This is a genomic window from Halorubellus sp. JP-L1, assembly GCF_011440375.1.
Classification (GTDB): Archaea; Halobacteriota; Halobacteria; order Halobacteriales; family Natrialbaceae; genus Halorubellus.
This window is the reverse complement of the sequence record NZ_JAAOIR010000002.1, coordinates 1,022,465-1,033,768: the sequence shown is the minus strand read 5'-3', so window position 1 is coordinate 1,033,768 and position 11,304 is coordinate 1,022,465. Positions and strand designations below refer to the sequence as shown.

Here is an 11,304-nt window from a genome sequence, read left to right as displayed (position 1 = left end):
ATAGGGTAGTTTGGCCACGTGTCACTGAGCTATCTGCCACGGGTCTAAACCCGTGCGACTAGCATGGCTAAATCGAACTCCGATAGCAATGGCCTCCGGCAGGATCAACCGGAATGGTCCCGAGCTCGAGGCTCGGGGGGTGGCGGGACACACCCGAATGGGTGTGTTCCTTATCTCATTGCAAATGGATCTGGTTCGACGCATCCGATCGGATGTCGCCGAACCGTCGAGGCTAACATCAGATTCCGTCTTGACGGCGGACCGCAGGGGCGGAATCCTCATCCGTTGGCGCCCGGGGCGTCCCGGGGCGCCGTTCACATTATTTTGAAGAGGCTGGTGCATACTTAACCCCGTTGAATCGGTCGTGGGGTTGCTATCTGTTGGCACTCTCGGAAGTACGTAAGGCCGTCGCTTCGGGTACATAGATGGCTGTTAGTCCTGGCTAAAATCCGAAGAAGACGTAGTTCGGTGCTGACTATATAGCTAGAAACTGTCGAGGCTGGATTGTAGATCGCGCGTGGCCGGTTCGGGTGTGACGTCGTGGCCGACGAGGTCGCGGAGGTCGACGGCGTACGTGGTGTCGTTGTGTTCGAGGACGAGGAGGCGGCCTTTGACGCCGTGGACGGTGCCGGTGGCGATGGTTTCGGCGACGGGCTGTGTGTCGAAGTGGAGTCCGTAGTCGAACGCGTACTCCTGGAGGACGGAGTGGTCGTCGAGGAGGTCGTTCCAGGCGTCTTCGTCGACGGTGCTGGCGAGGGTCCGTCGTTTCGTGGGGGTGCGGACGCGGTCGGTGAGCGTGTCGGCGATCTCGGCTTCGAGTTGTCGCGCGATGCGGCCGTCTGGGACGGTGTTGATGTGTGCTGCTCGGTCTGCGCCCTGTTCGTATAGGCGGGTGTGGAGTCGCCAGCTGCGTGTGACGCCGACTTTGAACGTGTCCGGGGCGAAGGCGGCGAGGTAGATGGCGTGTTCGTCGGTGCAGGCGTCGAGGGGGAGGTTGCAGTTGCCTGTGCAGCGCGCGCAGGCCCACGTGGAGGTGTGCTGGTGGCAGTAGGGGGCGTCGTCGCTGGAGCAGGGGTGGTGGCCGGCGTCCTCGACGTGTCCGGCGCAGTGTCTGTCGTCGAGGGTGTACTCGAGGGTGGTGCCGGTCTCGAGCGAGCGGCGCGTTATCTCGTGGTCGGTGGCGACGTGGAGGGTGGGTTCGCGTGGTGGGTCGGCGTCTGGGCGGGCGGTGTCGTAGCCGACGATTTGCACGTGGTGTGGTTGGGTCGGGGTGGGTTTAGCGGTACCGTTCTGCTGGCACGGAGTGGTCGATGCGTAGGCGTGTGGAACGTTGCTGGACCGGGCTGGGTCGTTGTCGTTCGGTGGCATCGTGGTGTGGGTCGAGTGGCCCGCAGTCTGAGATGTGCCGTGGGGTTGTAGGGTTTCGAATTCTTCGACGCTTGGGAACGCGGTCTCGGCCCTCCAATTGGGGCTCGGGGTTCGGTGGTTGCCGAAATGTGATCTCAGGAGCGTGCGTGGGGGCAGGGGGTGACGTTCTGGGGTGGTGCGGTGTGGTCTCCGGGTCTTGTAGCTGACTGCGACGGGATGGGTGAGCCGTCGTTACGGTTCGTTTCGTCGTTCGTCAGTGCTCCAGAGACGGACGAATGGATCGCCGAGTTCAGCTTTCCACACCGCGTGGAGATGTATTTTCACGAGTTAACCGTGTCTGCGCAATAATTGCGGAAGTTTTAATTACCATTACCTATCACCATTGGTTGCATGGTAGACAACGACAGGCGAGTGAGTCGGAGACAGGCACTGAAAGTGGCGGGTTCCGCGGTCGTCGGCGCGAGCGCGGCGGGGCTGGCGAGCGGCAGTCCGGCGGAGAAGGTCGAGGTGAACGTCGGCTACACTGGCGTCCGTGGACAGGCGGCAGCGGAGAAGGCCGCTGACTCGGTGAGTCGACGGTTCGGGTTCGACGCCATAACGGCCGAAGTCCCGAAGAGCGCGATCGAGGGGCTCTCGAAGAACCCCAACATCCGGTACGTCGAGGTGAACGGCCAAATGCACGCCATCGACCCGATCGATTCGACGGGTGGGCCGCCCGGGTCGTGCGACCCCTGGCCGGACTGCGACAACGAGGACGACGGTGGCGACACGAGCCAGTCGCTGGAGTGGGGCGTCGATCGCGTCGACGCGGAGGTCGCGCACGCGAACGGCGAGACGGGGGCGGGCGCCGACGTCGCGATCCTCGACACGGGTATCGACTCGGATCACCCCGACCTGCAGGCGAACCTCGGCGCGGGGAAGGCCTACGCCACCTGTAACGGCTGCAACGAGTCGTGGGACGACGACAACGACCACGGGACGCACTGCGCGGGCATCGCGGGCGCGGACGACAATTCGGAGGGCGTCGTGGGCGTGTCCACGGAGGCGACGCTGCACGCGGTGAAGGTCCTGGACAGCCAGGGTTCGGGGTCGTTCAGCGACATCGCGGCGGGCGTCGAGTACGTCGCCGACCAGGGCTGGGACGTCGCGTCCATGAGCCTCGGCGCGTCGTCGGGGTCCTCGGCGCTACAGGACGCTGTCCAGTACGCGGCCGACAGGGGCGTGTTCCTGGTCGCGGCGGCGGGGAACTCCGGGCCGTGTAGCGACTGCGTGGGCTACCCGGCGGCGTATTCGGAGGTCGTCGCGGTGTCGTCGACGGCGAGCGACGATTCGCTGTCGTCGTTCTCCTCGACGGGGTCGGAGGTCGAGATCGCGGCTCCCGGGTCCGACGTTCGGTCGACGATTCCCGGTGGCTACGACACGTTCTCGGGGACGTCGATGGCGTGCCCGCACGTGGCGGGCGCCGCCGGCCAGCTGATGGCTGGCGGGGCGTCCGCGTCGAACGTCCGGAGTACGTTGAAGTCCTCGGCGGAGGACATCGGGCTGGCGAGCAACGAGTCCGGCTCCGGCCTGTTGGACGTCGCGAGCGCACTCGGTCTCGACTCCAGCGACAACTGACGGCCGCGGAACGGCGCCGGCCTCGTCGGTCGGTTCGTCGAGGCTGCGGTTGCTACCACGAGTTCACTGGCGGAACGTGACCACGGCAGCGATCGCGCGGTCGCCGTCTCCTCATTTTATCGAAGGCATCCCGCCTCAGTCGACCCACTCGCGTTCGAGGACGCCGTAGTGGTGGACGTCGTGGTACTCGCCGTTCGCGTACCGTTCCTCTCGAAGTCGCCCCTCGTGTCGGAATCCGAGGTCCTCGAGGAGTGCCCGCGAGGCGTCGTTGAAGTCGTAGGCGTTCGCGCCGACCTTGTGGAGCCCGTACTGGTCGAACGCCCAGTCGACGAGGAGCGTCACCGCTTCGCGCGCGTACCCCTGACGTTGGTAGTCGGGGTGGACGTGGACGCCGGCGGCGGCGTAGTCGTTCGGGCGTTCGACTCGCTTCAGCGAGACCATTCCGACGTACGCGCCGTCGACCGTGATCGCGAGCGCGACGCGGTCGTCGTCGCGGAGCCACTCGAGGTAGTCGTCGGTATCGCCTTCGTCGAACGGCTCCGGGGGACCGCCGGCGCGAACGCGAACGCCGGGATGGTTCGCGGTTTCCTGTAGTGCGTCGCGGTCCTCGTCTTCGAGCGTCCGGAGTGCGACGACGTCGCCGTCGATGAATACGGGACCTGGCATGCCCGCGCCCACGCACGCGTGAGTGAATAAGTTTCTCCTCGTTCCGCTCCATCGACCAGAGTCCTCCTCGATTCGGTCCCGCAGCCGGCGCCAGTCGGGTGGTTCCGGCGTGCGGCGTGGGAAAGCGTACGCCGTGGGGAAAGGTTACAACGCGCCCGCGGGAACGCTCGTTCATGACGCTCTCGGGGTCGCTCTCGGCGACGGTATCGGACGACGCGGTCGAGTTCGAGTACGCGGTCGCGAACGACGGTTCGGAGGCGGTCGACCTCCAGTTCTCGGACTCCCAGACGCACGAGGTCGTCGTGTTCGAGGACGGCGAGGAGGTGTGGTCGTTCTCCGACGACCGGATGTTCATGCAGATGCTGCAGTCGGAGTCGATCGCGCCCGGCGACGCCGTGACCTACGCCGCGACGTGGGAGGACGCGCCCGCGGGCGAGTACGAGGCCCGAGCCTGGTTGACCGCGAACGACGTGGACTGCGAGGCGGCGACGTCGTTCACCGTCTGACCGAACGCACGAACCGACGGCGCCTGAGAGAAGGGCCGAAATCGGGGAGCGTAGTGGACCGGTCAGTACTCCGCGCGGAGTTCCTCGGCGAGTTCTTCGGTCGCTCGACGCACGCTTTCGTCGCTGGAGTGCGGTGGCTCCCAGCCGAGTGCGGCGAGTTTCTCGATGGAGAGCCGCATCTTCGGGACGTCGCCGGTCCAGCCGCGGTCGCCGCCCGTGTACTCGTACTCGGGGTCGCAGTCGAGTTCGTCCGCGACGATGTCGGCGATGCGGTTCACGCTCGTCGTCGTGCGCGTGCCGAGGTTGTACGTGTTGAGGTCGCGGTCGGCGTGCTCGACGACGTGGATCATGGCGTCGACGCAGTCCTCGACGTGCAGGTAGGACTTCTCCTGACGGCCGTTCCCGAGGATCTCGAGGGTCTCGGGGTCCGCGAGCAGTTTCTCGATGAAGTCCGGGATGACGTTCCCGCGCTGGTTCGGGCCGACGATGTTCGCGAACCGGTACACCCACGCCTGGATGCAGTAGGAGTGCGCGTACGTCGACACGATGGCTTCGTCGGCGAGCTTCGAGGACCCGTAGATGCTGATCGGTTCGAGGGGTGCGTAGTCCTCGGGCGTCGGCATCGGCGCTTCGCCGTAGACGGTCGACGAGGAGGTGAACGCGAGCTTGTCGACGCCGACGTCGTGCATGCGTTCGAGGACGTTGTACGTCATCGCGCCGTTCTCCTCGAACAGCTGGCGGTCGTCGTCGTAGTTCGTGTCCGTGTACGCCGCGAAGTGGAAGACGACGTCGACGTCGTTGGTGATGGCGGCCGCGACGTCGGCTTCGTCGGTCATGTCGAGGCGCTGGAACTCGACGGCGTCGGGGACGCGCTCTCGCATGCCCTTGGAGAGGTCGTCGACGGCGAGGACGTCGTTCTCGGCGGCGAGTTCGGCGGCGAGGTGCGAGCCGACGAGGCCGGCCGCGCCGGTGACGACGACGCGCTTGTCGGTGAGGTCCATGCGAGGGACGTCGCCTGAGCGGGGTAAGTGCGTTCTGGTGTCCGACGGTCGAGTCGCGGTGGAGCGTGGCCGTCAGTCCTCCGCGGGCACCGTCGGCGGGTCCGCGACGAGAGATTCTGTTCGTGCCCAGAGCTCGGCGGCGAGCGCGTCGTCGCGCGCCGCCTCGGAGGGCATCTTCGGGCTGCAGTTCGAGAAGTACTCGCCGGTGACGTCGTAGTCGTCGGCGGCGGCGAGGTAGACGCTCGTCGCGGCCGCGGTCCGGGGGGTGTCGACGATGCGTTCGAGGACGAACGCCGGGAGGACGGAGAGACCGCGCATGAGGACGGAGACCGGGAGGGAGGCCTCGCGCCAGAGTTCGCTTCCGGGGACGAACCCGGGGTGCAGACAGTTCACGAGTTTGTCGGGGTGGCGGGCGGCGAGTTCGCGCGAGAAGAGGACGTTCGCGAGCTTCGAGCGCGCGTACGCCCGGAAGCCGTCGTAGTCGTCGACGTCGGTGACGGCGTCGATCTCGAGGTCGGCGGCGGTGGCGCGTTCGTGGATGGCGCTGGCGACGGTGACGACGCGGCCGCCGCTGGACAGGTCCGGGAGGAGTTCCCGCGTCAGTTCGAACGGCGCGAGGTGGTTGACGCGGAACGTCCGTTCGACGCCGTCGACGAGGCTCGGGCCGTCGAAGTGCGCGCCGGCGTTGTTCACGAGGACGTCGAGTTCGTCGACGCGCTCGGCGACGGCGTCGGCGAGCTCGCCGGGAGCGTCGGGGTCGGCGAAGTCCGCGCGGACGAACACGGGCTCGGCGTCGAGTTCGCGGAGTTCGTTCGCGAGCGCGCGCCCGGCGGTCCGGTCGCGGCCGTGGACGAGGACGCGCGCGCCGAGTCGCCCGAGCGCCAGCGCGGTCTCGCGGCCGACGCCGTGGGTGGCGCCAGTCACGAAGGCGGTGGTGCCGTCGAGGTCGGCGTCGCCGACGCCAGCGACGGCTTCGGGTCGTGTCATGCCCCGCCTTTCCGGCTCTCGACTTAAAAGTGTGCGGTCACGACCCGGGGTGGGACGGGCGGAACGCAAACGCGGACGCCAGTCGAACGCGGAAGCGTAACCCGCTTACGACCGCCCGGCGAACCAGCGTGCATGCACGGCGAACCCGAGGTCGTCGTCTGTCGGTTCGGGCATCGACCCGGCCGCGACGACCGGATGACGACGCACGTCGGCTTGACGGCGCGCGCGCTCGGCGCGGACCGCGTCGTCTTCCCCGACAACGCCGCCCAGGCCCACGAGACCGTCGCCGACATCACGGAGCGCTTCGGCGGGCCGTTCGAGATCGAACGCACGAGCACGCCGAAGGCGTTCGTCCGCGACTTCGACGGCACCGTCGTTCACCTCACGATGTACGGCGAACGCGTCCAGGACGTCCAGGACGACGTGAGGGCCGCCCACGAGGACGCCCCGCTTCTCGTCGTCGTCGGCAGCGAGAAGGTGCCCTTCGACGTCTACGAGCACGCCGACTACAACGTCGGCGTCACCAACCAGCCCCACAGCGAGGTCGCCGGCCTCGCCGTCTTCCTCGACCGCCTCTTCGACGGCCGCGAACTCGACCGCGAGTGGGCCGACCCCGACCGCGTCGTCCTCCCCGCCGACACCGGCAAGCGCGTCGTCGACCCCGAAGACGCCCCCGACGACCGCCTCGCCGAGCACGACTGACCGACTGCAGAAAGCGTCCTTCTGAGTGCATCCACGGAAACGGCGTCCTGGTGGACGCCGTATGCTGCGTGAGGCAGTCCTACGCCCGTCTACACCGCCTCCGCTGGAAACGGCGTCCTGGCGGACGCCGTATGCTGGGTGAGGCAGGCCTACGCCCGTCTACACCGCCTCCGCTGGAAACGGCGTCCTGGCGGACGCCGTATGCTGGGTGAGGCAGTACGTTCGGTAGTTTTAAACTCGTGAAAGCCCCGTTTTCGAGTAAGATGGCTTTTGAGGACCTCCTCGAAGACCCCGTAATCCAGAAGTACCTCCACGAGTTGGTCGGGCCGAAGGGGATGCCCGTTGCGGCGGCACCCCCGGACGGCGAAGTGACCGACGAGGAGCTCGCCGAGGAGTTGGACCTCGAACTGAACGACGTGCGGCGGGCGCTGTTCATCCTCTACGAGAACGACCTCGCGGAGTACCGGCGTCTGCGCGACGAGGACTCCGGGTGGCTCACGTACCTGTGGACGTTCCACTACGAGAACATCCCGGAGAACCTCGAAGAGGAGATGCATCGGTTGCTGGATGCGCTCGATGACCGCGAGGAGTACGAGCGCAACCACGAGTTCTACCTCTGCGAGGTCTGCTCGATCCGCTTCGAGTTCGGCGAGGCGATGGACTTCGGGTTCGAGTGCCCCGAGTGCGGGTCGCCCCTCGAGTCGATGGACAACGACCGGCTCGTGACCGCGATGGAGGACCGGCTGGATGCGCTTCGCGAGGAACTGAACGTGGAGTCGAGCGCATAATGGTCGTTCTCGCAACGAAGGTCTACGTGCGCGGCGACGCTCGGGATCGCGCGGTCGACGGGCTTACGTCGCTCGTCGGGAACGAGCTCGCGGACCTGGACGTCGAGTTCGAGGTCGGCGTGCGCAACGACGACTTCCCGAGCGTCACGGTCTCGGGTGACGACGCGGTCGTCGCGCGGAACGTGCTCGCCGAGGAGTTCGGCGAGATCGACTCGCACATGGACGCCGGAGAGACGTACGTCGGGACGTTCGACTCCTGGAGCGACGAGGGGTTCGTGCTCGACGCCGGCGAGGACGTGTACGTGCCCGCGGACGAGATCGGACTCGGGCAGGGGACGCCGAGTCAAGTCCGCGAGCGGTTCGGGCTCGTCCAGCACATGCCTCTGGAGTTCGTGTACGGCGGCGACGGCGAACCGAGTCGGTTGAGTGACGCGCAGCGAGACGAGCTCTACGAGTGGACGCGCGGCGACGGGCGCGTGAACGTGAACTCGGCGACGCGCGCGGAGGTTCGCGCGACCGTGAACCGGGCCGGGCACGCCCGCGACATCGTGACCGTCGAACGCATCGGACTCCTCGAACAGAGCATCGTCTGCAAGGAAGGCACGGACCCGCCGGGCTTGCTCGCCGCGATCGGCGAGTACCTCCCCGCGGAGATCCGCTGCGTCATCCCGTAGGGATGGCTCGGAAACGCCTGGTGCTCGCGGTGCTCGCGCTCGCAGCGATGGCGGCACTGGCGGGGTGTACGTCGCCGTTCGGCGGTGGCGTGAGCGAGGAGCGCTTGAACGAGAACGCGACCTACGAGTGGAACGCCTCGACGGACGCGTACGTGAACGTCACCGGCGGCCAGTACAAGGCGGTGTACGACGTCTCGGGGTACGAGGGCACGGAGTTCGAGCTCTGGCGGCCCGGCATCGAGTCGCGGAACCCGCTCCCGATCTCCGCGCTGAAGTACCGGTACCCGAACGGGACGACGGTGACGGCGGAGAACCTGACCGTCGAGGAGAGTGGTGGGGCGACGGTCGTGACGCTCCCGCGTTCGGAGGGACAGGTGGCGTTCACGACTCGGACGGACGAGAAGTCCCTCGTGCTGCCGTCGTACCTGGAGGGCTCCTACGAGGTGGTGCTCCCCGAGAACATGCGCGTCGGGTTCCCGCTGTTCGGGCGGGTGTCGCCGGGCGCCGACGAGCGGACGCTCGAGGGCGACCGCGTCCACTTGCGGTTCGACGAGTTGACGCGGACGCTGAACGTCCAGTGGTACCTGGCGCGGGACCTCTGGCTGTTCGCGGGCCTCGTCGCGCTGTTGGGCGTGGTCGGGACCGCCGGGGTCGCCTACTACGTCTACCAGATCAGGCAACTGGAGCGCAAGCGCGAGGACCTCGGGCTCGACATGAGCGGCGACGACGACGGCCGCGACCCGCCGCCGGGGATGGGGTAACGTCGGCCTCGATCGGTACGGTTCCCTCGCAGCTCGGGCTCGATCCCGTCCCGGACTCGTTTTGAGGCTCGGTCTCGTTCCTGCGGTATGGACGTTGCCGTGGTCACCGTCGGGGACGAGTTGCTCGCCGGGGAGACCGAGAACACGAACGCGACGTGGCTGTGTCGACGACTCACCGAGCGGGGCGCTCGCGTCCGTCGGGTCGTGACCCTCCCGGACGACGAGGCGGCGATCGCGCGCGTCGTGAACGAGTTCCACGCGGAGTACGACGCGACCGTCGTCACCGGTGGCCTCGGCCCGACGCACGACGACCGGACGATGGCGGGCGTGGCGGTGGCGTTCGGTCGGGAGCTGGCTCACAGCGAGGTCGCGGAGGAGTGGCTCGTCGAGCACGGCGGCTATAGCGCGGGCGACCTCGTGGACGGGACGGCGGACGTGCCGGCGGGGGCGCGCGTCCTCCACAACGTCGAGGGCGTCGCACCTGGTGCGGTCGTCGAGTCGACGTACGTCCTCCCGGGGGTGCCCGCGGAGATGCGGGCGATGTTCGAGGACGTCGCCGGGGAGTTCGACGGCGAGCGCACGTACGTCGAGACGGTGTTCGCGGCGGAGCCGGAGTCCGCGCTCGTCGACCGATTCGAGCGCGTGCAGACGGAGTTCGACGTCGCCGTCGGCAGTTATCCCGGGGACGGCGTCCGCATCCGCGTGTCCGGCCCTGACGAGGCGGAGGTCGATGCGGCGGTCGCGTGGCTCCGCGAACGCGTCGACGGGGGCGAGGAGTAGCGCGAGGGCGTCTAGCTGGTCTTGTCGGTCGGCTTGCCGCGCGAGTTCGGTTCGTAGTTGTAGATCGAGTACAGCCAGGCGGCGGTGATGCCCAGCGAGAGGAGGAGGACGACGATGCCGATGGGCGTGGTCTCGATGAGCGTCTCCTGGGCCTGAAGCGGTATCATGCCCGGGCGTTGTGACCCCGGTGGCTTAAGCGTTGACGGACGCGGCCGTGCCGGGTGGCGGGACGTAGCCGCGACGGAACGCGGCCGCGATGGCCGACGTACTCTGGCCGTTCGGCGTTCGTCGACCGGCGACGTGCAGCGTCGATCCGACGAAACCGACCGCTTTTCCCGGCGACGGTCGTACGAGCGGGCATGCGAGTCGGGTTCGTCGTGAATCCCATCGCGGGGATGGGGGGCCGCGTCGGGTTGAAGGGGACCGACGGGAAGGTCGCGGAGGCGCGCGAGCGCGGCGCGGAGCCGCGTGCGCCCGAGCGAGCGAGGGCGGCGCTGTCGGCGCTCCGAGCGCGCGGCGACGGCGTGACGGTGGTGACGGCGGCGGGCGAGATGGGTGCGGACGCCGCGCGGGACGCGGGCTTCGATCCGGAGGTCGTCTACGAGTACGACCCCGACCCCGAGGGGGCGTCGGCGACGTCGGCGGCGGACACGCGCGCGGCGGTCCGCGCGTTCGTGGACGCGGGCGTCGACATCGTGCTGTTCGTCGGCGGCGACGGCACCGCCGTGGACGTCGCGCGAGCGCTCGAGGCGGCCGGCGACGGCACCGTCGAGGTCCCGATGCTCGGCGTGCCCGCGGGCGTGAAGATCTACTCGTCCGTGTTCGGCGTGACGCCGAAGGACGCGGGCCGCGTCGTCGCGTCGTTCGACGCGGTCGCGGACCGCGAGGTGAACGACATCGACGAGGCCGCGTACCGCGAGGGCGAGGTCCGGACGACGCTGCGCGCAGTGGTTCCGGTGCCGGTCGCGGAGGCGGTGCAGTCCTCGAAGCAGGTCGCGGGCGGTAGCGTCGACGGCGTCGCGTCCGGGTTCGCGAACGACGTCGAGGATGGCGTGACGTACGTGCTCGGACCGGGCGGGACGGTCGGTGCGATCAAGCGCGAACTCGGGTTCGAGCCGTCGCCGCTCGGCGTGGACGTCTACCGCGACGGCGAGGTCGTCCTCCGGGACGGGACCGAAGCGGAGATCCTAGATGCGCTCGGCGAGGAGAACGTCGTCGTCGTGTCGCCCATCGGCGGCCAGGGGTTCGTGTTCGGGCGCGGCAACCACCAAATATCGCCCGCGGTCATCGAGCGCTCCAGCGTCGAGGTTGTCGCGTCGCCGAGCAAGCTCGACGACGTCGGCGTCCTCCGCGTCGACACGGACGACGAGGCCGTGAACGGGTCGCTGCGGGGCTGGCAGAAGGTCCGCGTCGGCAGGTACGAGCACCGGCTCCTCAAGGTCGTCTGACCCCGT

At 68.1% G+C, this 11,304-nt stretch carries 13 protein-coding genes and 1 rRNA gene; 8 read left to right on the top strand and 6 right to left on the bottom strand.

Annotated elements, in window-relative coordinates; genetic code table 11:
* Positions 1-115 (bottom strand): 16S ribosomal RNA (locus G9C85_RS13765); the annotation flags it as partial.
* 368 nt (positions 116-483) lie between these two features.
* Positions 484-1,251: a DUF2797 domain-containing protein gene (locus G9C85_RS13760; protein WP_369680817.1), complete on the bottom strand. Its 768-nt coding sequence runs from the start codon at positions 1,249-1,251 to the stop codon at positions 484-486.
* Positions 1,252-1,758: 507 nt separating this feature from the next.
* On the opposite strand from G9C85_RS13760, the gene G9C85_RS13755 reads away from it, so the two are divergent.
* Positions 1,759-2,985, top strand: coding sequence for a S8 family serine peptidase (locus G9C85_RS13755; RefSeq protein ID WP_166040880.1), 1,227 nt, complete (start codon positions 1,759-1,761; stop codon positions 2,983-2,985).
* Positions 2,986-3,120: 135 nt separating this feature from the next.
* On the opposite strand, the gene G9C85_RS13750 is transcribed toward G9C85_RS13755, so the two are convergent.
* Positions 3,121-3,651, bottom strand: coding sequence for a GNAT family N-acetyltransferase (locus G9C85_RS13750; protein WP_166040879.1), 531 nt, complete (start codon positions 3,649-3,651; stop codon positions 3,121-3,123).
* A gap of 173 nt (positions 3,652-3,824) precedes the next feature.
* On the opposite strand from G9C85_RS13750, the gene G9C85_RS13745 reads away from it, so the two are divergent.
* Positions 3,825-4,157, top strand: a complete 333-nt coding sequence (locus tag G9C85_RS13745) for a BsuPI-related putative proteinase inhibitor (RefSeq protein WP_166040878.1) — start codon at positions 3,825-3,827, stop codon at positions 4,155-4,157.
* A 62-nt stretch (positions 4,158-4,219) separates the two neighbouring features.
* On the opposite strand, the gene G9C85_RS13740 is transcribed toward G9C85_RS13745, so the two are convergent.
* On the bottom strand, positions 4,220-5,158 hold the full coding sequence (locus G9C85_RS13740) for an NAD-dependent epimerase/dehydratase family protein (protein WP_166040877.1): 939 nt from the start codon (positions 5,156-5,158) through the stop codon (positions 4,220-4,222).
* A 72-nt stretch (positions 5,159-5,230) separates the two neighbouring features.
* A complete protein-coding gene (locus G9C85_RS13735; RefSeq protein WP_166040876.1) occupies positions 5,231-6,145 on the bottom strand; it encodes an SDR family NAD(P)-dependent oxidoreductase in 915 nt (304 codons plus the stop codon).
* Positions 6,146-6,277: 132 nt separating this feature from the next.
* On the opposite strand from G9C85_RS13735, the gene G9C85_RS13730 reads away from it, so the two are divergent.
* From G9C85_RS13730 to G9C85_RS13710, 5 genes are all read left to right on the top strand, one after another.
* Positions 6,278-6,847: a tRNA (cytidine(56)-2'-O)-methyltransferase gene (locus tag G9C85_RS13730; RefSeq protein WP_166040875.1), complete on the top strand. Its 570-nt coding sequence runs from the start codon at positions 6,278-6,280 to the stop codon at positions 6,845-6,847.
* 263 nt (positions 6,848-7,110) lie between these two features.
* Positions 7,111-7,635, top strand: coding sequence for a transcription factor E (gene tfe / locus G9C85_RS13725; RefSeq protein ID WP_166040874.1), 525 nt, complete (start codon positions 7,111-7,113; stop codon positions 7,633-7,635).
* Positions 7,635-8,309 (top strand): DUF2110 family protein, encoded by a 675-nt coding sequence (locus tag G9C85_RS13720; RefSeq protein ID WP_166040873.1) that lies wholly within the window; start codon positions 7,635-7,637, stop codon positions 8,307-8,309. The genes tfe and G9C85_RS13720 overlap by 1 nt, the downstream gene beginning before the upstream one ends.
* Positions 8,310-8,311: 2 nt before the next feature.
* A complete protein-coding gene (locus G9C85_RS13715) occupies positions 8,312-9,070 on the top strand; it encodes a DUF5803 family protein (RefSeq protein WP_166040872.1) in 759 nt (252 codons plus the stop codon).
* Positions 9,071-9,157: 87 nt separating this feature from the next.
* Positions 9,158-9,850, top strand: coding sequence for a molybdopterin-binding protein (locus G9C85_RS13710; RefSeq protein WP_166040871.1), 693 nt, complete (start codon positions 9,158-9,160; stop codon positions 9,848-9,850).
* Between the two features lie 11 nt (positions 9,851-9,861).
* Here G9C85_RS13710 and G9C85_RS13705 read toward each other — a convergent pair whose 3' ends face one another.
* Positions 9,862-10,017, bottom strand: coding sequence for a hypothetical protein (locus G9C85_RS13705; protein ID WP_166040869.1), 156 nt, complete (start codon positions 10,015-10,017; stop codon positions 9,862-9,864).
* Positions 10,018-10,209: 192 nt separating this feature from the next.
* Here G9C85_RS13705 and G9C85_RS13700 point away from each other — a divergent pair, with 192 nt between their 5' ends.
* Positions 10,210-11,298: an ATP-NAD kinase family protein gene (locus tag G9C85_RS13700; protein ID WP_166040867.1), complete on the top strand. Its 1,089-nt coding sequence runs from the start codon at positions 10,210-10,212 to the stop codon at positions 11,296-11,298.
* Positions 11,299-11,304 lie beyond the last annotated feature (6 nt).

Coding starts and splice junctions, on each gene's coding strand:
- G9C85_RS13755 (WP_166040880.1), top strand. CDS start 1,759: ATGGTAGACAACGACAGGCGAGTGAGTCGGAGACAGGCACTGAAAGTG.
- G9C85_RS13705 (WP_166040869.1), bottom strand. CDS start 10,017: ATGATACCGCTTCAGGCCCAGGAGACGCTCATCGAGACCACGCCCATC.
- G9C85_RS13715 (WP_166040872.1), top strand. CDS start 8,312: ATGGCTCGGAAACGCCTGGTGCTCGCGGTGCTCGCGCTCGCAGCGATG.
- G9C85_RS13735 (WP_166040876.1), bottom strand. CDS start 6,145: ATGACACGACCCGAAGCCGTCGCTGGCGTCGGCGACGCCGACCTCGAC.
- G9C85_RS13720 (WP_166040873.1), top strand. CDS start 7,635: ATGGTCGTTCTCGCAACGAAGGTCTACGTGCGCGGCGACGCTCGGGAT.
- G9C85_RS13750 (WP_166040879.1), bottom strand. CDS start 3,651: ATGCCAGGTCCCGTATTCATCGACGGCGACGTCGTCGCACTCCGGACG.
- G9C85_RS13730 (WP_166040875.1), top strand. CDS start 6,278: ATGCACGGCGAACCCGAGGTCGTCGTCTGTCGGTTCGGGCATCGACCC.
- G9C85_RS13740 (WP_166040877.1), bottom strand. CDS start 5,158: ATGGACCTCACCGACAAGCGCGTCGTCGTCACCGGCGCGGCCGGCCTC.
- tfe (WP_166040874.1), top strand. CDS start 7,111: ATGGCTTTTGAGGACCTCCTCGAAGACCCCGTAATCCAGAAGTACCTC.
- G9C85_RS13700 (WP_166040867.1), top strand. CDS start 10,210: ATGCGAGTCGGGTTCGTCGTGAATCCCATCGCGGGGATGGGGGGCCGC.
- G9C85_RS13745 (WP_166040878.1), top strand. CDS start 3,825: ATGACGCTCTCGGGGTCGCTCTCGGCGACGGTATCGGACGACGCGGTC.
- G9C85_RS13710 (WP_166040871.1), top strand. CDS start 9,158: ATGGACGTTGCCGTGGTCACCGTCGGGGACGAGTTGCTCGCCGGGGAG.